The 20,549-nt window shown below is 62.1% G+C and carries 15 protein-coding genes; 13 read left to right on the plus strand and 2 right to left on the minus strand.

Annotated features, from left to right (window positions below; all coding sequences use genetic code 11):
* Nucleotides 1–118 precede the first annotated feature (118 nt).
* Nucleotides 119–2,584 carry a UvrD-helicase domain-containing protein gene (locus HBR93_RS10625; protein ID WP_115128199.1) on the plus strand — a complete coding sequence of 822 codons (2,466 nt, stop codon included), beginning with the start codon at nucleotides 119–121 and terminating at the stop codon, nucleotides 2,582–2,584.
* Nucleotides 2,585–2,631: 47 nt separating this feature from the next.
* On the opposite strand, the gene HBR93_RS10630 is transcribed toward HBR93_RS10625, so the two are convergent.
* The gene (locus tag HBR93_RS10630; protein ID WP_057438448.1) at nucleotides 2,632–2,904 is read right to left on the minus strand and encodes a DUF1652 domain-containing protein; all 273 of its coding nucleotides are present in this window, start codon (nucleotides 2,902–2,904) and stop codon (nucleotides 2,632–2,634) included.
* A gap of 257 nt (nucleotides 2,905–3,161) precedes the next feature.
* Between HBR93_RS10630 and HBR93_RS10635 the strand changes: the two genes are divergently transcribed.
* Genes HBR93_RS10635 through HBR93_RS10650 form a run of 4 tightly spaced genes read left to right on the plus strand, consistent with a single transcriptional unit; the run spans nucleotide 3,162 to nucleotide 6,950 of the window.
* Nucleotides 3,162–3,986 (plus strand): helix-turn-helix domain-containing protein, encoded by an 825-nt coding sequence (locus tag HBR93_RS10635; RefSeq protein WP_169960298.1) that lies wholly within the window; start codon nucleotides 3,162–3,164, stop codon nucleotides 3,984–3,986.
* A gap of 48 nt (nucleotides 3,987–4,034) precedes the next feature.
* Complete coding sequence (locus tag HBR93_RS10640; RefSeq protein WP_057444789.1) at nucleotides 4,035–5,441, plus strand: FAD-binding oxidoreductase; 1,407 nt, start codon at nucleotides 4,035–4,037, stop codon at nucleotides 5,439–5,441.
* A 27-nt stretch (nucleotides 5,442–5,468) separates the two neighbouring features.
* The gene (locus HBR93_RS10645; RefSeq protein ID WP_057438450.1) at nucleotides 5,469–5,810 is read left to right on the plus strand and encodes a cupin domain-containing protein; all 342 of its coding nucleotides are present in this window, start codon (nucleotides 5,469–5,471) and stop codon (nucleotides 5,808–5,810) included.
* 60 nt (nucleotides 5,811–5,870) lie between these two features.
* Nucleotides 5,871–6,950: a polyamine ABC transporter substrate-binding protein gene (locus HBR93_RS10650; RefSeq protein WP_057959677.1), complete on the plus strand. Its 1,080-nt coding sequence runs from the start codon at nucleotides 5,871–5,873 to the stop codon at nucleotides 6,948–6,950.
* 214 nt (nucleotides 6,951–7,164) lie between these two features.
* Here the strand turns inward: HBR93_RS10650 and HBR93_RS10655 are convergent, their stop codons facing one another.
* Nucleotides 7,165–7,959, minus strand: a complete 795-nt coding sequence (locus tag HBR93_RS10655; protein ID WP_057959676.1) for a helix-turn-helix transcriptional regulator — start codon at nucleotides 7,957–7,959, stop codon at nucleotides 7,165–7,167.
* Nucleotides 7,960–8,171: 212 nt separating this feature from the next.
* Here HBR93_RS10655 and HBR93_RS10660 point away from each other — a divergent pair, with 212 nt between their 5' ends.
* The 8 genes from HBR93_RS10660 to HBR93_RS10695 all read left to right on the plus strand — a co-directional run bounded on the left by HBR93_RS10660 (nucleotide 8,172) and on the right by HBR93_RS10695 (nucleotide 20,538).
* Nucleotides 8,172–9,536 carry an APC family permease gene (locus tag HBR93_RS10660; protein ID WP_057444785.1) on the plus strand — a complete coding sequence of 455 codons (1,365 nt, stop codon included), beginning with the start codon at nucleotides 8,172–8,174 and terminating at the stop codon, nucleotides 9,534–9,536.
* 9 nt (nucleotides 9,537–9,545) lie between these two features.
* The gene (locus HBR93_RS10665) at nucleotides 9,546–10,643 is read left to right on the plus strand and encodes a P1 family peptidase (protein WP_057438453.1); all 1,098 of its coding nucleotides are present in this window, start codon (nucleotides 9,546–9,548) and stop codon (nucleotides 10,641–10,643) included.
* A gap of 426 nt (nucleotides 10,644–11,069) precedes the next feature.
* Nucleotides 11,070–12,518 (plus strand): serralysin family metalloprotease, encoded by a 1,449-nt coding sequence (locus HBR93_RS10670; RefSeq protein WP_057438454.1) that lies wholly within the window; start codon nucleotides 11,070–11,072, stop codon nucleotides 12,516–12,518.
* A gap of 66 nt (nucleotides 12,519–12,584) precedes the next feature.
* Nucleotides 12,585–12,959 (plus strand): AprI/Inh family metalloprotease inhibitor, encoded by a 375-nt coding sequence (locus HBR93_RS10675; RefSeq protein WP_169960299.1) that lies wholly within the window; start codon nucleotides 12,585–12,587, stop codon nucleotides 12,957–12,959.
* Between the two features lie 177 nt (nucleotides 12,960–13,136).
* Entirely contained in the window at nucleotides 13,137–14,888 is a 1,752-nt protein-coding gene (locus tag HBR93_RS10680) for a type I secretion system permease/ATPase (protein ID WP_169960300.1), read from the plus strand.
* On the plus strand, nucleotides 14,885–16,207 hold the full coding sequence (locus tag HBR93_RS10685) for an HlyD family type I secretion periplasmic adaptor subunit (protein WP_169960301.1): 1,323 nt from the start codon (nucleotides 14,885–14,887) through the stop codon (nucleotides 16,205–16,207). The genes HBR93_RS10680 and HBR93_RS10685 overlap by 4 nt, the downstream gene beginning before the upstream one ends.
* A 2-nt stretch (nucleotides 16,208–16,209) precedes the next feature.
* The gene (locus HBR93_RS10690; RefSeq protein WP_169960302.1) at nucleotides 16,210–17,547 is read left to right on the plus strand and encodes a TolC family outer membrane protein; all 1,338 of its coding nucleotides are present in this window, start codon (nucleotides 16,210–16,212) and stop codon (nucleotides 17,545–17,547) included.
* Nucleotides 17,548–17,613: 66 nt separating this feature from the next.
* Nucleotides 17,614–20,538: an autotransporter serine protease gene (locus HBR93_RS10695; RefSeq protein WP_169960360.1), complete on the plus strand. Its 2,925-nt coding sequence runs from the start codon at nucleotides 17,614–17,616 to the stop codon at nucleotides 20,536–20,538.
* Nucleotides 20,539–20,549 lie beyond the last annotated feature (11 nt).

Genomic DNA, 20,549 nt, shown 5'->3' on the forward strand with positions numbered 1-20,549 from the left:
TAGACCCCAGCTTCAGTTCATCGCCTAACTGCATGAAGCCAAAGCAATTGGCTGGAACTGTCGAGGGATTCCGGCGACCATAGGGCCTCTGTTCGCTCAAGCCCCCGCAGGAGTCCGCGTGCCGCAGCACACCCCCGATCTGCCTCCCGAACTGCGCCCCCTGGCGCAAATGCCGCTGTTCAAACGCCTGGCTGCGCGGCTGTTTGGCCATGGGTTGACGCGCCTGCGGGCCCAGCATCGTTTTTCGTGGTTGCACGGTCAGGCCGATGGCTTTCGCAGCGGGCATGAGGCCGGTGTGGAGTATGGCTACCAGGAAGGCCGGCGCGATGGCATCGAGGAGGGCCGTCAGGTTCTGTTGATTCGCGACTTCCGTAGTGATGAGCACCGCGCCCCGGGCGTGGACGACAGCCTGTTCGACGATTGGCGCCTGCCACTGACCCCCGAATTGAAAAAACGCATCAAAGCCGATGTGGCGCGCCTGCTGCCGGCCCATGCGCAGCCCAGCACGGCGCAGTGGAAGATGATCTTCAGCGATACCCCTTCAACTTCGGTGATTGCCGGGGCCGGGGCTGGCAAATCTACCTCGCTGGTCCTGCGGATCCTGCTGTTGACCCATTACCTGGGCTTTGAGCTGAGCGCCATGACCGTGGTGACCTTCACCCGCGAGTCACGCCAGGACTTTATCCGCAAGCTCATGGAGATTCTCCACCTGTGGGGCCAACCCCTTGCTTTGAAAGAAGCCCAGGCGGTAGTGCGGACCTTTCACTCGCGCATCCTGCCTATGGTTCGTAGCCTTCCGGGCTTTGAGCGGTTGCAGGCCTTCGAAAACCTGCGCAGCGGCCTCTACGATGACGAGGCCGACAGCAACCCCTTCGACCTGCGCATCAACGATGCCCAGCGCCAGCAGCTCAATGCCTGCTACCACGGCCTCTACGGCCGGCATGCACGTTTTCGCGAGTTGATTGCACCGATGGCCCGCCATGCCTTGCAGCTCAAGGAGCTGGAGCGCGACCACCCGGATGTGCAAAAACGCGTGGCCGTCACCGAGTTGGCGGCCAAGCGCGATGAAGAATTGTGCGATGTGATCGAGGATCTGTGGTTCCGGGCCGGCGCATGGCCGATCAAGGGCATCGAGCCGAACCGCCAGCGTGTTGAAATCAATGGTGCGTCGTTCCATTGCCATGGCTACAGCGCCGAGCTGGATGCCTGGGTGGTGCTGGGCTTCGACGCCAGGGAAAACCCACAGATCGCCCGCCCTGGGGCCAAGCTGTCGGTGCGGGCTGAATGGGCGGTAAAACGCACCCTGTTTCAAGCATTCTGCCGCAAGCCATTGATTTGGTTGGATAACTACGAATCATCCAAGCGCCTGTTGAGCAGCCTGGCGGGGGATGCCAGCTCCGGCCCCGGGTTTGATTACAAGGTCAAAGGTGAGTTGGCTTCAGCGCCATTGCTGGACTGTTTTGTGAGCGCCGCCGGCTTTATCGAGAACCTCGGCCTGGACGTGCCCACGGCGGTGGGCCAGATGAGCTTTGCCAAGGATGACCCGGACCGCGGCTTCTTCGAGGCCCTGAGTATTTTCTGGAAGGCCCTGGAAGATCATCTGCTGGACCAGTCGCCGCCGATCATGACCTACAACCGCATGTTTTCGCTGTTTGGCGAGAACACGCCAGAAAACCTCAAGCTGCTCAGCGACGGGCTGTTGCGCCCGCTGTCGCACTTGATGATCGACGAATTCCAGGATGTCTCGCCACAGATCGTGTCGTGGATCCGCGCCAGCCTGCGCGAGATCCGCAGCCGTGGGCCGGCGCTGCATGTGGGGCGCGCGGCCCAGCATTCTTCGCTGCTCTGTGTCGGTGATGACTGGCAGTCGATCTATGGCTGGCGCGGCAGTTCGCCCAAGTACTTCATGGAGTTCAACAAGGAGTTCCCGTCGCCGACCACCACGCGGGTGATGCTCGGGGAGAACTTCCGCAGTCATCAGCACATCATTGATGCGGCCGAACATATCGTTAAAGCCGCACCGGCAATCAGCGGCAAGAAGGCCAAGGCCAGCGGCGCAGCCAGGGCGCTGGTGCCGGTACAGGTGCTGGATCGTGACGAGGCGGGCCTGGCGCAGCAGTTGCTGGCGCACTATCAACGGGGCGAATCGGTATTGATGTTGTATCGAAAAAGCAGCGATAAGCTATTGATTCAAGAGCATATTCAGTCTGTAGTTAACCTTGATTCTAGCTTGCCGCCGGGCATGCGCCGCTTTAAGCAACTGACCTACCACAGCGCCAAGGGGCTGCAGGCGGATGCCGTGTTTTTGCTCGGCGACTGCCAGCACCTGACCCGTTCGCCCTACAAGAACCAGGTGTACCGCATGGCCGGCCTTGGCAAGGACGGGGATGCCGAGCCTTACGACAATGCGCAAAAAGACGAAGTGCTGCGCCTGGCCTATGTCGGGATTACCCGGGCGGTGAGCCATTGCTATTGGTATGTCGAAGGGCAGGATGGCCAGGTGGGGCATGCGCCCAGAGCGTCGGATCGGGTGGCGGGGGGCAAGGCGTTCTTTGATGATCGCCGCGCCATTAAAGCGCAATAAATCAAATGTGGCAGATGTCTCGCCGGGCGAGACAGCTCCCACACCCTTCAGGCCTGCAGCAACTTTGGCCGCACAAACGATTCCAGCTCAGCCTCGATCGCCTCGATAATCCGCTCCACATCCGTGGCATTCATCACCGTGGCGCAGGGAATGCCAGCGATGGCAATCAGGGTTTCACCACTCTCTCGGTCAAACAGGCGCGCAATCAGGCTGCCGGGTGCGTCCATGCTGCCTTCAAAACCGACCGGATGAAAATGCCAGCGCATCAACTGACATGCGTTGGGGAACGTCACTTTGTTCATGTGGCCCACCTTGTTCATTGAGCGCTTCCTTTAGCTCGCGGCAAGGGCGTCAGAACCATCAATGGCGCTGACCGTGAAGCTTAAAAAATAGCACTCACTCGCAGTGAACACCGGAGTTTTTTCTATCCGTTCGGCAGTTGCTTGCAAGAAGTTTGATGTGGGTCATGTCTTACGAATGCTTAGGCAAAAGGCCACTACTTAAAACTGTCACGTTGCCATTGAAGCCCTTGGTAAAGTTGTGCAAGCTCCAGGCTTTAGCCGTTTTCGAGCGTTGTATGCCACAGACCGCCCCGGCCGATAGCCCGCAACAGACGCAAGCGACTGCCGAGGTGGTGTTGCGCCATCATCTTTGCTGGAAACACCGGGACCTGGACGGGGTGATGGCGCACTATCACCCGGATATCCAGTACCACGATTTCTTCCAGAACCGCGTGGTGTGCTTCGACCGGTTGCGCGAGTACCTGCAAGCCAGCATGCCCCGCGACCCCGACGAAGGCATTGAACACACCGACCGCATTCGCACCGACGGCGATACCGCCTTTATCCAGTATCGCGTGACCTTGCGTGGCGGCCAGGGCCTGGTGTCGTTTCGCACCAGTGAGGCGATCACCGTGCGCGACGGGCTGATCTGGCGCGTCAACGAATACGCGTCCCTGGTGCACGAGCCCGCCACCAGCCGTTCCCAGTCCCAGGCCACGCGGCCGACCGTCAGCCGCCTGGGCCTGTCGCCCCAGCAACTGAGTTACCTGGCCAACGATCTGCAGCAGTACTTCCGGCGCCAGCAACCCTATCTCGACCCGGAACTGGACCTGCAGCGGGTGGCCAAGGAATGTGGCTACAGCCGCAACCAGATTTCCTACCTGCTCAACCAGGTGCTGGGGCAGAGCTTTTACCGCTACGTCAACCAGGCCCGCCTGCAGCATTTACTGGCGGCGCTGGAGGGCGCCACGCCGCCGATCCGTATCGACGAGCTGGCGTTTGCCGCCGGTTTCAATTCCTTGTCGGCGTTCTACAGCTGTTTCCGCCAGCACACTGGCTTGTCGCCCAAGGCCTACGTCAAACAAATTTCCCTGCGTGCACGCGCGCAAGACGACGACTGAAGCCAGGCACTAGGATCACGCCATCGACGTTTGGTGGTGGAGTTCGGCATGCCGGCATGGCGCAAGATCAGTTTATGGATGGACCAGCTGCAAGAGCCGCTGGAGGCGCGTGCGTCCCTCGGGCAGGACCTGGATGTCGATGTGGCCATTATTGGCGCCGGCTACACCGGGTTGTGGACCGCCTATTACCTCAAGCGCCACGCGCCGCAGCTCAAGGTGGTGATCATCGAGGCGCAGACCGCCGGTTTTGGCGCTTCCGGGCGCAACGGTGGCTGGCTGATGGGCAATCTGCTGGGCGAAGATCGCTTGCTGGCAGGGCTGCCCGCCGAGCAGCGCCGGGCCTCGTTTGACCTGCTGCACGGCATCCCCGATGAAGTCGGGCAGGTGTTGCAGCGCGAAGGTATCGACTGCGACTACCGCAAAGGCGGGGCGTTGCACTGCGCCGCCCGTTACCCCGAGCAGGAAGCCAGCCTGCGCGAATACCTGGCCAAGCTGCATGGCCAGGGCCTGACCGACGACGACTATCGCTGGCTCAGCCCCGAACAACTGGCCGGGCAGATCCGCATCGCCTCGGCCTATGGTGCGGTCTACACCCCCCACGTCGCGACGATCCACCCGGCCAAGCTGGTACGCGGGTTGGCGCGGGTGGTCGAGGCCATGGGCGTGGCGATCTACGAGAACAGCCCGGTCACCCACTGGCAGTCCGGCAGCCTGCGCACCGAGCAGGCCCAGGTCCGCGCCTCGTGGGTGGTGCCGGCGGTGGAGGGCTATGCGCCGACGCTCAAGCCCCTGGGTCGCTATCAACTGCCGGTGCAGAGCCTGATCGTCGCCACCGAACCTCTACCGGCCAGCACCTGGGAGGAAATTGGCTTGAATCAGGGCCAGGCCTTCGGTGAAAGCAGCCGCCAGGTCACCTACGGCCAGCGTACCGCCGATAACCGCCTGGTGTTCGGGGCCCGCGGCGGCTATCAGTTTGCCGGCAAGCTGCGCCACAACTTCGACCTCACCGACAGCGAAGTGGAACTGCGCCGCTATCTGTTCTGCGAGCTGTTCCCGCAACTCAAGCATGTGCGGGTCACCCACTCCTGGGGCGGCAACCTCGGCATGTCGCGGCGCTTCCGGCCGCACATGCTGTGCGACCAACAGAGTGGCATCGCCTTGTCCGGCGGGTATGGCGGGGAGGGCGTGGGCGCCAGCAACCTGGGTGGCCGGACCCTGGCCGACCTGATCCTGGGGCGCGACACGCCGCTGGTCCAGCAGCCATGGGTGTTGCGCGACGGCGGCCTGAATACCCTCCGGGGCTGGGAGCCGGAGCCGTGCCGCTGGTTGGGCTACAACGCCATCATTCGCAGTTTTGTCCATGAGGACCAGACCCTGGCCGACCCGAACACCGCGCCCTGGCGGCGCAAGCTGGCCAGTGGGATTGCCGGTTTCATGGAAGGTTTCATGCACTAAGTCGCTTCAATCACCACAGGTATGACCATGAGCATTACCCAATTCAAAGACACCCTTAACCGCCACTTGCCGGACTCAAACCCGGTCGCCGTGCCCCTGGGCACTCCGGTTGCCGTGGCCTCCACCCTCAGCGTAGAGCGCAACGACGGCGTCGAAACCGGTATCTGGGAATGCACCCCCGGCCGCTGGCGGCGCCAGATCGTGGCCCAGGAGTTCTGCCACTTTATCCAGGGCCGCTGCACCTTCACCCCCGATGACGGCGAAACCCTGCATATCGAAGCCGGCGATGCACTGATGTTGCCGGCCAACAGCACGGGCATCTGGGATATCCAGGAGACCGTGCGCAAGACCTATGTGTTGATCCTCTAATCTTTTGATCCTTGATCGCCTGCCATAAAAACAGCCCTATAACCGCCAGGAAATCGAACCATGAGACCCATTGCCCTGTTGCCCTTGATGTTGGTGGCGTCCCTGACCCAGGCCGCCGAGACGGTGAAAATCTACAACTGGTCGAGCTACATCGCGCCGGACACCACCAAGAACTTCCAGAAGGAAACCGGGATCGGTTTCAGCTACGACGTGTACGACAGCAACGAGACCCTGGACGGCAAGTTGATGACCGGTAACTCGGGCTACGACGTGGTGTTCCCGTCCAACCACTTCATGGCCCGGCAGATCCAGGGCGGGGCCCTGAAAAAGCTCGACAAGAGCCAACTGCCGAACTGGAAAAACCTCAACCCGGTGCTGCTCAAGGCCCTGCAAACCAACGACCCGGGCAATGAACACGGCTTCCCGTACCTGTGGGGCAGCACCGGCATCGGCTACAACATCGACAAGGTCAAGGCAGTGTTGGGCGACGACGCGCCGGTCAACTCCTGGGACTTGATCTTCAAGCCCGAATACATGGAAAAACTCAGTAAGTGCGGGGTGGCGATCCTCGACAACGGTCCGGAACTGCTGCCCATTGCCCTGAATTACCTGGGCTTGCCGCACCACAGCAAGAACCCTGAGGACTATAAAAAGGCCGAGGCGTTGCTGATCAAAGTGCGGCCGTACATTGCCTACTTCCACTCCTCGAAATACACCGGCGACCTGGCCAATGGCGACATCTGCGTGGCAGTGGGTTTTTCGGGTGACGTGCTGCAGGCCGAAAGCCGTGCCAAGGAAGCCAAGAATGGCGTGAAGATCGGCTACAACATCCCCAAGGAAGGCGCCGCGATCTGGTTCGACATGGTCGCCATGCCCGCCGACGCCCCGGATGAGAAGGCCGGCTATGCCTTTATGAACTACCTGCTGCGCCCGGACGTGATGGCCGACATCACCAACTTCGTGCACTACGCCAACGGCAACAGCGCCGCCGACAGCCTGGTAGACCCGGTGATCAAGAGCGACACCAAGGTGTACCCGAGCGAGGAAATGATGGGCAAGCTCTTCGCCCTCGAAGCCATGCCGATGAAGATCGACCGTGTTCGCACGCGGATCTGGAACACTATCCGTACCGGGCGCTAAGGCAGCACGCTTACCCTGATGGGGGCTGGAGTGTCAGGTTAGATAAATGTGACTGACACACCGCCATCGCGGGCAAGCCCGCTCCCACAGGGGGAACTCAGCGAGCAGAAAATTGTGGCCACACCACAAGTCAAATGTGGGAGCTGGCTTGCCTGCGATGGCGGTAGGCCAGTCGACACATCCTTACTTGATCCACCACTCCCACATGCCTGCCTTATGGGTTATCCAGGTCATGCCCCAACGACTGGATAAACAACGAAAACAACTCCGGCTGCGACGAGATATCCAGCTTGGCGTACAGGTGCCGGCGATGCACCTTGACCGTGTCCGGCGAGATGCTCAGGCGTTCGGCCATGGCCTTGGATGAGAACCCGCGCAATACCAGGCGGGCGATTTCCAGTTCGCGCTCGGACAACACCCCACTGCCAAAATGGCTCAACGCATCGCGAATCTGGCTGGCCATGGCCTCGCCGGCTGGTGCGCGCCGGGTGCTCTGCTGCCAGTGCTGCTGCATCAGTGGCAGCACCCACGCCGCCAGCAGGGTCAGCAGCCCGGTTTCAGACGCGGTAAACACCCGCTGCATCCCCAGGGACAACGACAAGGTGCCCACCCCCGGCAGTTGCAGGATGAACTGCACCTCATCCTCCAGCACATTGTCGTGAAAGTAATTGAGGAAGTACTCGCTCTGGCGGAAATGGTCCGGCGCCACCTCTTCCAGGCGATACACGCCGCTGGCATAGCCTTCACGGCAGGCCTGGAAGAACGGGTCGAGCAAGTACAAACCATTGAGGTACACCAGCATCGACGCCGGTTTGCTGGTGGGCTGCGCGTCGTACTCCTCCAGCGCCTGGGGCGGGCCATCCAGCGGGTAGAAGATTGCCAGGGCGTTATCGAACGCCAGGTTCTGGTGCAGCAGCAACACCAGTTGCTTCCAGAAACGCTCGGTGCCAATTTGCGACACCGTCCGACCCAGCCCCGCATGCATGCCGATTTCCCTGAACAGGCTCATGTGATGGGTTCCGATGGCTGAAAGATCGGCCAAGGGTTCGGCTTTTGCACGAGCCCGTCAAGGGGAGTACTCCAATAGGGGAATTGGCGGGTGCCGGCGCAGCGCCTAGATTCCCTGGCATTCAGCGGGAAACATATCCCGCACACGCATTCCCTTTTCGTTCCTGCCTCAACCAGCTTTCCAATAAAAAGAATAACCACGAGGATAACGACATGAGCGCAACCCCCGCACCCGACGGCGTGCTGAAACCTACCTTGAGTGTGTTCGATGTGGTGGCCATTACCGTTTCGGCGGTAACCCCGGCCAGTTCCGTATTTGTTATTGCACCGTTCGCGATCCAGCAAGCGGGCAGCGGGGTGTTCCTGGCATTTGTGATGGCTGGGCTACTGGCGCTGATGTTCGCCTTTTGCTACGCGGAACTGGGGCGTGCCCATAACAGTGCCGGTGGCGAATACGTGTACGCCAAGCGCGTGTTTGGCGGCATGGCCGGCTACGCGACGTTCCTCACGGTACTGGTGATGCTGTTGTTTATTCCGCCGGTCCTGGCCACCGGCGCCGCGACCTACCTCAATAACGCCCTGGGCACGAAGTTCGATTCACAAACCGTGGCCCTGGTGATTGTGGTGTGCAGTTACGCCCTGGGCATTCTCAATATCAAGCTCAACGCCTGGATCACCGGCACTTGCCTGCTGTTGGAAGTGGCGGCGTTGCTGGTGATTGTGTTTATCGGCTTTGGCAACCCGGTACAGCCGGCCAGTGTGCTGTTCCAACCGCAGATCGTCGAAAACGGCGTGCTGCACCTGGCGCCCTGGGCCCTGGTGATCGGCGCGGTGGGCATCGGCCTGTTCTCGTTCAACGGCTACGGCCCGGCGGTGTTGCTGGCCGAAGACATGAAGTGCGGCGGCAAGGGCGTGCACAAGGCGGTGCTGTGGTCCCTGGGCTTGGTGGTGGTGATCGAGTTGGTGCCAATCACCGCGCTGTTGATCGGCGCCCCGTCCCTGAGCGAGATGATCAGCAGCCCGGACCCCATCGGCTACCTGCTGACCAGCCATGGTAATGAAACCCTGTCACGCCTGGTCAGCGCCGGGATCTTCCTCTCGGTGTTCAACGCCATCGTAGCCATCGTGATCCAGATCGGCCGGGTGGTGTTCAGCAGCGGCCGTGATGCGCTGTGGACGCCGACCATCAATAAACTCTTCACCCGCATCCACCCACGCTGGGATTCGCCATGGCTGGCCACGCTGTTTCTGGCGATCCCATCGGCACTGCTCAGCTTCAGCTCCAACCTGGCAGACCTGACGTCCTTCAGCGTGTTGTTGATCATGCTGGTGTACCTGATCGTCGCCCTGAGCGCGCTGATGAGCCGGGTGCTGTTGCGCGACCGCGAGCACCCGTACCGCATGCCCCTGTGGCCGGTGCCGGCACTGCTGGCCGTGGCGGGCGCGGGTTATCTGTTATTTACCTTGTTTAGCGCGGCGTCCATGCGCGACATCATGATTATCATCGGCCTGCTGGCCTTGTCGGTGATCCTGTACTGCATCAGCGGCCGGTCGAGTCCGGCGTTTCAGAAACTGTAAGGAGTGGTTATGCGCGCACGTCAATTGGGCATCACGTTGGGGCTGGGTACGCCCGGCGAATTGAATGCGATTACCGACGTCCCCGGGATTCGGGTCGGCCACAGCACGCTCAAGGAGCAGATCGACGGCAAACAGGTGCGCACCGGGGTCACACTGATCCAGCCGCGGGCCGGTGCAGCGCGGCTGCAGCCGTGTTTTGCCGGGTACCACGTGCTCAATGGCAACGGCGACGCCACCGGCCTTGAGTGGATCGGCGAAGCCGGGCTGCTGACCACGCCCCTGGCGATCACCAACACCCACAGTATCGGCATTGTGCGCGACACCCTGATTGCCCTGGAGCGCGACAGCCTGGCTGACCCGGCGGTGTACTGGTGCATGCCGGTGGTGATGGAAACCTACGACGGCCTGCTCAACGATATCTGGGGCCAGCATATCGGCCCCGAGCATGTGCTGCAGGCCATGGCCAACGCGGAATCCGGCCCGGTACAGGAGGGTGCCGTGGGCGGTGGCACCGGGATGATCTGCCATGAATTCAAGGGCGGTATCGGCAGCGCCTCGCGCAAGCTGGCGGCGGAGCAGGGCGGCTGGACTGTCGGCGTGCTGGTACAGGCCAACCACGGCAAGCGCCAGGAGCTGCGGGTGGATGGCTACCCGGTGGGGCGGCACCTGATGGAAATCGCCTCGCCATTTGCCGAGCGTGGTACGCCGGGCATGGGCTCCATCGTGGTGATTATCGCCACCGATGCGCCGCTGCTGCCGCACCAGTGCCAGCGCCTGGCGCAACGCGCCTCTATCGGCATTGCCCGTACCGGCGGTGGCACCGAGGATTCCAGTGGTGATCTGTTCCTCGCGTTTGCCACCGGCAACCACGACCTGCCGCCGGCGGATTACGGGCGCAAGGACCTGCCCCTGAGCACAACGTTGAGCATGGTCAATAACGATCATATTTCGCCCTTGTTCAGCGCCGCGGCCGAGGCGGTGGAAGAGGCGATCATCAACGCGATCCTCGCCGGGGAGGACATGACCACCGCCGATGGCGTGCTGGTACCGGGGCTGGAGGGGCAGACGCTGCTGGAGGCCCTGCGCCAAACGGGGTGGCGTGGCTAGTCTTGACCTCGCTATCGCCGGCTTGCCGGTGATAGCGGCCGCAAGCTGTCGATAATTAAACAGTGGCTATTTAATATTTACCAATGACACGGTGGCACTTTAAAAGTGCACCCCACTCAATATTTTGGATCCACTTAGCACTAAAGTGTGACGTGTCTGGCATTTAACTATTTAGCACTATTTAATATTTAAATAGCCCGCTTGCCGCCATCCAGCCCAAAACAAAGAATATAAACACTTAATTCCCAATGTTTGCAGTCGTTATTCCGTCCACGCACTTTTCCAACAAAAAAAATAGTGGACGTGTGATTTCGAATTGTGTCAGTTTCTTTTCGCCTTCATAAGAGGCGAGTGATAGGACGATCTCGCCCGAGAGCGTCGCTATCGGACAAAAACTGTTCCACTTGCAAACAAGGAAGTACGTTTATGTCGAAAGTAAAAGACAAAGCTATTGTCTCGGCAGCTCAAGCAAGTAGTGCCTATTCACAAGTCGATAGCTTTAGCCATTTGTATGACCGTGGCGGCAATCTCACGGTCAATGGCAAACCCTCGTTCTCTGTCGACCAGGCAGCCGACCATTTGCTGCGCGAAAACGCGGCATACCGGGACGTTGACGGTAACGGCAGGATCGACTTGACCTACACCTTCCTGACCTCGGCTTCCTCGGCGACCATGAACAAGCATGGTATCTCCGGGTTCAGCCAGTTCAGCAACCTGCAAAAAGGCCAGGCCGTTCTGGCCATGCAATCCTGGGCCGATGTGGCCAATGTCACCTTCACCGAGAAAGCCTCGGGCGGCGACTTCCACATGACCTTCGGCAACTACAGCGCAGGCCAGGACGGCGCCGCGGCGTTTGCCTACCTGCCTGGCACCAATGAGAAGTACCACACGAGTGGCACGGATGGCACCTCGTGGTACCTGATCAACAACAGCTACACCGCCAACATCAACCCTGGCCTGAACAACTACGGGCGTCAGACCCTGACCCACGAGATCGGCCATACCCTGGGCCTGGATCACCCTGGCGACTACAACGCCGGGACCGGCAACCCGTCTTACAAAGACGCGGACTACGGCCAGGACACCCGTGGCTACAGCGTCATGAGCTACTGGGGCGAAAACAACACCAACCAGAACTTCACCAAAGGCGGGGTCGAGGCCTATGCGTCCGGCCCGCTGATCGACGATATTGCGGCGATCCAGAAGCTCTACGGTGCCAACTACAACACCCGTGCCGGTGACACCACCTACGGTTTCAATTCCAACACCGGGCGCGATCACCTCAGCGCCACGTCCAACGCCGACAAGCTGGTGTTCTCGGTATGGGACGGTGGCGGCAACGACACCCTGGACTTCTCCGGCTTTACCCAGAACCAGAAAATCAACCTCAACGCGACCTCGTTCTCCGACGTGGGTGGCCTGGTGGGTAACGTGTCGATCGCCCAGGGCGTGACCGTGGAAAACGCCTTTGGTGGCTCGGGCAACGACCTGCTGATCGGCAACGCCGTGGCCAACACCCTCAAGGGTGGCGCCGGCAATGACCTGATCTACGGCGGTGGCGGTGCCGACAAACTGTGGGGCGGCGCGGGTTCGGACACCTTTGTGTTCGGTGCCAGCTCTGACTCCAAGCCGGGTGCGGCGGATCAGATTCTTGATTTCACCTCGGGTTCGGACAAGATCGACCTGACCGGCATCACCAACGGCAGCGGCCTGCATTTCGTCAACGCCTTTACCGGCGCTATCGGTGATGCCGTGCTGACTTATGCCTCGGGTACCAACCTGGGCACCTTGGCGGTGGACTTCTCCGGGCACGGCGTGGCGGATTTCCTCGTCACCACCGTAGGCCAGGCGATGTATAGCGACATCGTGGCTTGATCAAGGCGTAACGAAGGGTGGCGCCCCGGCGCTGCTCTTCCCTTGCAACAGCCCCGTAAACGGGTAATGGTGATGACTAATTTTCGCAACGCAATCGCCTGGTTGATCCTGGCATTGCTCGTGTCGGCAGGAGCCAACGCAATGGCAAGCAGTCTTGTTTTACCCAGCACCGCGCAATTGGCGGGGCACTGGCAACTGCGCCAGCAGGAGCAGGTGTGCGAGCTGGATCTGATCGCCGAACCCAACAGCCTGGCCGGTGATATTGAGTGCGCGCAACAGTGGCTGGGGCAAAAACCCCTGACCTGGCTGCCCACCCCGGATGGCATTTGGCTGATGAATACCGAGGGCACCGGTATTACCCATTTGAATCGACAGAAAGAAGGCGAATACACCGCGCGTTCTGCTTCTGGAGTAGAGCTGTTACTGCGACGCACACACTAATTAAGTATTGCGGTTATATGCTTATAACTGCCGGGTATAGAGGTATTTGTTGGTCGTGACCTTTATCGACCTGTCACTTCCAACGCATTAAGCACTATTGAAATAGTTGCCCGCCTCATTGTTTGGGGCGCTCGGCAGACTATTGCGCGTATTTCAGTCCAGGGAAGATCAGGCAACATGGCGAAGACCACTCCCACTGCACCACTGTTTAAAGCCCTCGGCGATTATAAAAGTATCCTGATCAGCGTCGGTTGCTTTACCGCGCTGATCAATCTGCTGATGCTGGTGCCGTCCATTTACATGCTGCAAGTGTATGACCGGGTACTGTCCTCGCAGAATGAAACCACCCTGGTGATGTTGACCCTGATGGTGGTGGGCTTCTTTGCTTTTATCGGCACCCTGGAAATCGTCCGCAGCTTTATCGTGATTCGTATCGGCAGCCAGTTGGAGCGGCGGTTCAACCTGCAGGTGTACAAGGCCGCCTTCGAACGCAACCTGCAACGGGGTGAGGGGCACGCCGGGCAATCGCTCGGGGATTTGACCCATATCCGCCAGTTCCTCACGGGGCCGGCGTTGTTTGCGTTCTTCGATGCGCCGTGGTTCCCGATCTACTTGCTGGTGATCTTCCTGTTCAACGTGTGGCTGGGCGTGCTGGCCACGGCGGGTGCAGTGCTGTTGATCGGCCTGGCGTGCCTTAACGAATACCTGACCAAAAAGCCGTTGCGCGAAGCCAGCGGCTACTCCCAGCAGTCCACCCAACTGGCCACCAGCCACTTGCACAACGCCGAGACCATCCAGGCCATGGGCATGCTGGGGGCGCTGCGCAGTCGCTGGTTCCAGGTGCATTCACAATTCCTCGGCCTGCAAAACCGGGCCAGCGACACCGGTTCGGTGATCAGCTCCTTGAGCAAATCCCTGCGCCTGCTCCTGCAATCCCTTGTGCTGGGCTTGGGCGCCTTGCTGGTGATCAAGGGTCAGATGACGGCCGGGATGATGATTGCCGGCACCATTCTGATGGGCCGGGTGCTGAGCCCGATTGACCAGTTGATCGCCGTGTGGAAGCAATGGAGTTCGGCCAAGCTGGCCTATCAACGCCTCGATGAGCTGTTGCAGGAGTTCCCGCCTGGGGCGCAGGCCATGGCGTTGCCGGCGCCTCAGGGCCAGGTGAGTTTCGAGCAGGTCAGCGCCGGGCCGCCGGGGCGGCGGGCGGCGACCTTACATCAGGTCAGCTTCAAGCTGGCGGCCGGTGAAGTGCTGGGGGTGTTGGGCGCCTCCGGCTCCGGCAAGTCGACCCTGGCGCGGGTGCTGGTGGGGGTGTGGCCAACCCTGGCCGGCACGGTGCGCCTGGACGGCGCCGATATCCATCGCTGGGACCGCGACGACCTCGGCCCCCATATCGGCTACTTGCCCCAGGACATCGAACTGTTCAGCGGCAGCATCGCCGACAACATTGCACGTTTTCGCCAGGCTGACCCCGAGCGGGTGGTGCAGGCCGCCCAGCAAGCCGGGGTGCATGACCTGATCCTGCGCTTGCCCCAGGGCTACGACACGGTGTTGGGCGACGACGGCAGCGGCTTGTCCGGCGGGCAGAAACAGCGGGTGGCCCTGGCCCGCGCGTTGTATGGCGGGCCGCGCCTGATCGTGCTCGACGAACCCAACTCCAACCTCGACACCGTAGGCGAAGCCGCCCTGGCCAGCGCCATCATGCAGATGAAAGCCCAGGGCAGCAGCGTGATCCTGGTGACCCATCGCTCCTCGGCCCTGGCCCAGGCCGACAAGTTGCTGGTGCTCAATGAAGGGCGCCTGCAAGCCTTTGGCCCCAGCCAGGAGGTGCTGCGGGCACTGTCCGGCCACGCGGAGCCCCCCCGTGAAAAGGCCGGCGTCAGCTTGAACCGTCAATATCCTGCGGCAAGGAATCCAGGCCAATGAGTACCGATAACAGCCTGCCACTCGAGCAGACCTTTCCCGAGCGCGATGCGCGCTTTTTCTCCCGCCTGGGCTGGCTGATGACAGTGGTTGGCGCCGGGGGATTCTTCCTCTGGGCCAGCCTCGCGCCGCTGGACCAGGGGATCCCGGTGCAGGGCACAGTGGTGGTGTCCGGCAAGCGCAAGGCCGTGCAAACCCTGAGCCCCGGCGTGGTCAGCCGGATCCTGGTGCGCGAAGGCGAGGTGGTCAAACAGGGCCAGGCGCTGTTTCGCCTCGACCAGACCCAAAGCCAGGCCGATGTGCATTCCCTGCAAGCCCAGTACCGCATGGCCTGGGCCAGCGTCGCCCGTTGGCAGAGCGAGCGCGACAGCTTGCCGGCCGTGACCTTTCCCGCTGAACTGAGTGCCAACCCCGATCCTGCGCTGGCCCTGGTACTTGAAGGCCAGCGCCAACTGTTCAGCAGCCGGCGCGAGGCCTTTGCCCGCGAGCAATCGGGGATCCGCGCCAATATCGAAGGCGCCAGCGCCCAGCTCAACGGCATGCGCCGCGCCCGCACGGACCTCAGCGCCCAGGCGCAATCGCTGCGTGACCAACTGGGCAACCTGCAACCCTTGGCCGACAACGGCTATATCCCGCGCAACCGCCTGCTGGAGTACCAGCGCCAACTGTCCCAGGTGCAACAGGACCTGGCGCAGAACAGCGGCGAAAGCGGGCGCCTGGAGCAGGGCATCCTCGAATCGCGCCTCAAGTTGCAACAGCACAGCGAGGAGTACCAGAAGGAAGTCCGCAGCCAGTTGGCCGACGCGCAATTGCGCAGCCTGACCCTGGAGCAGCAACTGACCTCCGCCGGCTTTGACCTGCAACACAGTGAAATCAACGCGCCGGCCGATGGCATTGCGGTCAATCTCGGCGTGCACACCATCGGTGCGGTGGTGCGGGCCGGGGAAACCCTGCTGGAAATCGTGCCCCAGGGCACGCGCCTGGAAGTCGAAGGGCGCCTGCCGGTGAACCTGGTGGACAAGGTCGGCACCGATCTGCCGGTGGATATCCTGTTCACCGCTTTCAACCAGAGCCGTACGCCCCGGGTGCCGGGGGAGGTGAGCCTGATCTCCGCCGACCAGTTGCTCGACGAAAAAACCGGTGTGCCGTATTACGTGCTGCGCACCACGGTCAGCGATGACGCCCTGGAAAAACTCCAGGGCCTGGTGATCAAGCCGGGCATGCCCGCCGAGATGTTCGTGCGCACGGGCGAGCGCTCGCTGCTCAACTACCTGTTCAAGCCGCTGCTCGACCGTGCCGGCTCTGCGTTGACCGAGGAATGAGCATGAAGCCTGTGTTCATCGCCTTGTTTCTCGCCTGCACCGGCGCCCAGGCTGCCATGGGCCCGTTCGATGTGTATGAACAGGCCCTGCGTAACGATCCAGCCTTCCTCGGCGCAATCAAGGAGCGTGACGCCGGCCTGGAAAACCGCACCATCGGCCGCGCCGGCCTGTTGCCCCGGCTGTCGTACAACTACAACAAGGGCCGCAACAACTCCCAGGCCAACCTGCCCGATGGCCGTGGCGGCCACTACCACGACGACCGTAACTACAACAGTTTCGGTTCGACCTTCACCCTGCAACAGCCGCTGTTCGACTACGAAGCCTATGCCAACTACCGCAAGGGCGTGGCCCAGGCGCTGTTTGCCGATGAGAGCTTTCGCGACAAGAGCCAGGCGCTGTTGGTGCGGGTGCTGACCTATTACACCCAGGCCCTGTTCGCCCAGGACCAGATCGCCATCGCTCGGGCCAAGAAGAAGGCCTACGAGCAACAGTTCCAGCAGAACCAGCACCTGTTCCAGCAAGGCGAGGGTACGCGTACCGACATTCTGGAGGCCGAGTCCCGTTATGAACTGGCGACGGCCGAAGAGATCCAGGCGCTCGACGAGCAGGACGCGTCACTGCGCGAACTGGGGGCTTTGCTTGGCGTACAGAGCGTCGACATTGCCGACCTGGCGCCACTGAACCAGGACTTCGCCGCCTTGACCCTGGCCCCGGCCAACTACGACAGCTGGCACGAACTGGCATTGACCAACAACCCGACCCTGGCCTCCCAGCGCCAGGCCGTGGAAGTGGCGCGCTATGAGGTGGAACGCAACCGCGCCGGGCACCTGCCACGCATCACCGCGTACGCCAGTTCGCGCCAGCAGGAGTCCGACAGCGGCAACACCTACAACCAGCGCTACGACACCAACACCATCGGCATTGAAGTCAGCGTGCCGTTGTATGCCGGGGGGGGCGTCTCGGCGTCCACCCGCCAGGCCAGTCGCTCCATGGAGCAGGCCGAGTACGAGCTGGAGGGCAAGACCCGCGAGACCCTGATCGAGCTGCGGCGCCAGTTCAGTGCCTGCCTGTCGGGGGTCAGCAAGCTGCGCGCCTATCAAAAGGCCCTGGCCTCGGCTGAAGCGCTGGTGGTGTCGACCAAGCAAAGCATCCTTGGCGGCGAGCGCGTCAACCTCGACGCCCTCAACGCCGAGCAGCAGCTGTACAGCACCCGTCGCGACCTGGCCCAGGCCCGTTACGACTACCTGATGGCCTGGACCAAATTGCATTACTACGCGGGCAACCTGCGCGACACGGATCTGGCCAAGGTCGACGAAGCCTTTGGCCCAGGCCCGCGCTGAATAAAAAACACAATAAAAGTGAGGACGGTCACCGTGAACGCGAAACAACGAGGCTATCACTGCGTCATGCTGTGTGGGCTGGCCAGCCTGGGCACTGCCCAGGCCGCGCCCTATGTAGAGGCCGGCAAGCTGGGCGACCCTGCCAGTTGGCGCTCGGCGGAATATCAAAGGGACTGGGGCCTGGGCCGCATGCAGGCTGATCAAGCCTATGCCGCGGGGATCAGCGGTGCCGGGGTGAAGATCGGCGCGCTGGACTCGGGTTTTGATGCCAGCCACCCGGAAGCCTCCCCGCAGCGTTTTCACCCGGTGACCGCCAGCGGCACTTATGTGGATGGCAGCCCGTTTTCCACCACCGGCGCGCTGAATCCCAACAACGACTCCCATGGCACCCACGTCACCGGCACCATGGCGGCTGCGCGGGACGGCAACGGTATGCATGGCGTGGCCTACAACGCGCAGATCTATGTGGGCAATACCAACGCCAACGACAGCTTCCTGTTTGGCCCGACGCCCGACCCCAAGTACTTCAAGGCGGTGTACAGCGCCATGGTCGATTCCGGGGTACGCGTGATCAATAACAGCTGGGGCAGCCAGCCCAAGGATGTCAGCTACCAGACCCTGGGTGATCTACACGCCGCCTACGCGCAACACTTCAACCAGGGCACCTGGCTGGACGCCGCCGCCGATGTGGCGCGCGCCGGGGTGATCAATGTGTTCAGCGCTGGCAACAGCGGTTATGCCAATGCCAGCGTGCGCTCGGCCTTACCGTACTTTGAGCCGGCGCTGGAAGGCCACTGGCTGGCGGTGTCGGGCCTGGACCAGGCCAATAACCAGAAGTACAACCAGTGCGGCATCGCCAAGTACTGGTGCATCTCCACCCCCGGCGCGAAGATCGACAGCACCATCCCGGGCGGCGGTTATGCGGTCAAGTCCGGCACCTCGATGTCGGCGCCCCATGCCACAGGCGCCTTGGCGCTGGTGATGGAGCGCTACCCGTACTTGAACAACGAACAGGCCTTGCAGGTGTTGCTGACGACGGCCACGCAACTGGACGGTTCGGTGACCGACGCGCCGAACGCCAAGGTCGGCTGGGGCGTGCCGGACCTTGGCCGGGCGATGCATGGACCGGGGCAGTTACTGGGCGCCATGGACGTCAATCTGGCGGCCGGGCAGGGCGATGTGTGGAGCAATGGCATTTCCGACAAGGCGCTGCTGCAGCGCCAGGCGGAAGACAGCGCCGAACACCTGGCATGGCAACAGACCGTGCAGGACAAGGGCTGGGAAAATGGTCCTGGCGCCGGCGCCAGCCAGCAGGAGCAGACCGACTACGCGGTGGGCATGGCCCGGGATGCGGCGGCGGCCCAGCGCATTTACCAAGGCAGCCTGATCAAGTCCGGCGCCGGTAGCCTGCTGCTCAGTGGCGACAGCACCTATCGCGGCCCGACCACGGTCAATGGCGGTGTTTTGAAGGTCGATGGTTCGTTGACCTCGGCGGTCACGGTCAACCCTGGCGGGACCCTGGGCGGTTCCGGGCGCATCGGCGCATTGCAGGCCAACAGCGGCAGTGTGATTGCGCCGGGCAATTCCATCGGCACCTTGAACGTGACCGGGGATGTGCGCTTCGACGCCGGTTCCACCTATGCGGTGGAGCTGTCGGACGCCAGCAGCGATCGTATCGTCGCGGGCGGCAAGGCCACCCTCAACGGCGGCACCGTGACCCTGGCCCTGGAAAACAGCCCGACCCTGCTCAGCCAGCCCCAGGCGCAAAGCCTGATCGGCCGCCAGTACAACATCTTGCAGGCGGCGGGCGGAGTGACCGGCAGTTTTGCTGCGGTATTGCCCAACTATCTGTTTCTGGGCGGCAACCTCGATTACGGCACTAACGGCGTGCAACTGGCTATCGCGCGCAATGACGCAAGCTTTGCCAGCGTCGCGGCGACCCGCAACCAGCTTGCCGTGGCTTCCGCTGCCGAGCAGTTGGGGGCCGGCAACCCGGTGTATGAAAGCGTGCTGAGTGCCGACTCCGCAGTGGTCGCGCGCCAGGCCTTCCAGCAGTTGTCTGGCGAAATCTACCCGGCGGTGGGCGCGATGCTGATCAACGACAGCCGCCATGTGCGCGAGGCCGTCGGTGAGCGCCTGCGCCATGTGCCGGCGACCGGCGAAAGCAACCTCTGGATCAAGGCCCTCGGTGCCTGGGGCAAGGCCGACAGCAGCAGCGAATACGCGGGGTACACCCGCTCTATCGGCGGAATGTTGCTGGGGGTCGATGGCCAGTGGGACGAACAGACCCGCGTCGGCGTGATGGCGGGCTACAGCGACAGCTCGCTGAACATGGGCGATGGCACGCACTCGTCGGCCGATGTCGACAGCTATCACTTGGGCACCTATGCCGGGCGTGAGCTGGGCAACTGGCGCGTGAGTGTGGGCGGCGCCTACAGCTGGCATCGCGGCGATGTGCAGCGCGACCTGCAATACGGCGACGTCAGCGCCAAGCAAAAGGCCAAGCTGGATGCACGCAGCCTGCAGGTGTTCACCGAGGCGGCCTACCGCTTGAACCTGCAAGCGCTGGCTCTGGAACCGTTTGCCAACCTGGCCTATGTGCACCTGGACAGCGAAAGCTTCCATGAAAAAGGCGATGCCGCCGCCCTGCAGCGCGGCAGTGATCGCCGCGACGCGACCCTGAGCACCCTGGGCCTGCGCGCCCTTAAAACAGTGCCGCTGAATGACCGCCAGCAACTGGAACTCTCCGGCTCGCTCGGCTGGCAGCACAGCCTGACACCGGTTGAATCCGAGGAGCACCTGGCCTTTGTTGCCGGTGGCCCATCGTTTGCCGTGCAAAGCACGCCGTTGCAGCGCAACGCCGCGCTGGTGGGCTTGAAGGCCAGCCTGGCATTGAGCGAGACCACGCGGGTCAACCTCGATTACAGCGGCCAATTGGGTGCGAAGGAGAACAACCAGGGCGTGGGCCTGAGCCTCGACTGGCAGTTCTGAAGCGGCGCCAA

Source organism: Pseudomonas sp. WS 5411, from assembly GCF_012985595.1.
Lineage (GTDB): Bacteria > Pseudomonadota > Gammaproteobacteria > Pseudomonadales > Pseudomonadaceae > Aquipseudomonas > Aquipseudomonas shahriarae.

Coding starts and splice junctions, on each gene's coding strand:
- HBR93_RS10630 (WP_057438448.1), bottom strand. CDS start 2,904: ATGAACAAGGTGGGCCACATGAACAAAGTGACGTTCCCCAACGCATGT.
- HBR93_RS10635 (WP_169960298.1), top strand. CDS start 3,162: ATGCCACAGACCGCCCCGGCCGATAGCCCGCAACAGACGCAAGCGACT.
- HBR93_RS10640 (WP_057444789.1), top strand. CDS start 4,035: ATGCCGGCATGGCGCAAGATCAGTTTATGGATGGACCAGCTGCAAGAG.
- HBR93_RS10645 (WP_057438450.1), top strand. CDS start 5,469: ATGAGCATTACCCAATTCAAAGACACCCTTAACCGCCACTTGCCGGAC.
- HBR93_RS10650 (WP_057959677.1), top strand. CDS start 5,871: ATGAGACCCATTGCCCTGTTGCCCTTGATGTTGGTGGCGTCCCTGACC.
- HBR93_RS10655 (WP_057959676.1), bottom strand. CDS start 7,959: ATGAGCCTGTTCAGGGAAATCGGCATGCATGCGGGGCTGGGTCGGACG.
- HBR93_RS10660 (WP_057444785.1), top strand. CDS start 8,172: ATGAGCGCAACCCCCGCACCCGACGGCGTGCTGAAACCTACCTTGAGT.
- HBR93_RS10665 (WP_057438453.1), top strand. CDS start 9,546: ATGCGCGCACGTCAATTGGGCATCACGTTGGGGCTGGGTACGCCCGGC.
- HBR93_RS10670 (WP_057438454.1), top strand. CDS start 11,070: ATGTCGAAAGTAAAAGACAAAGCTATTGTCTCGGCAGCTCAAGCAAGT.
- HBR93_RS10675 (WP_169960299.1), top strand. CDS start 12,585: ATGGTGATGACTAATTTTCGCAACGCAATCGCCTGGTTGATCCTGGCA.
- HBR93_RS10680 (WP_169960300.1), top strand. CDS start 13,137: ATGGCGAAGACCACTCCCACTGCACCACTGTTTAAAGCCCTCGGCGAT.
- HBR93_RS10685 (WP_169960301.1), top strand. CDS start 14,885: ATGAGTACCGATAACAGCCTGCCACTCGAGCAGACCTTTCCCGAGCGC.
- HBR93_RS10690 (WP_169960302.1), top strand. CDS start 16,210: ATGAAGCCTGTGTTCATCGCCTTGTTTCTCGCCTGCACCGGCGCCCAG.
- HBR93_RS10695 (WP_169960360.1), top strand. CDS start 17,614: ATGCTGTGTGGGCTGGCCAGCCTGGGCACTGCCCAGGCCGCGCCCTAT.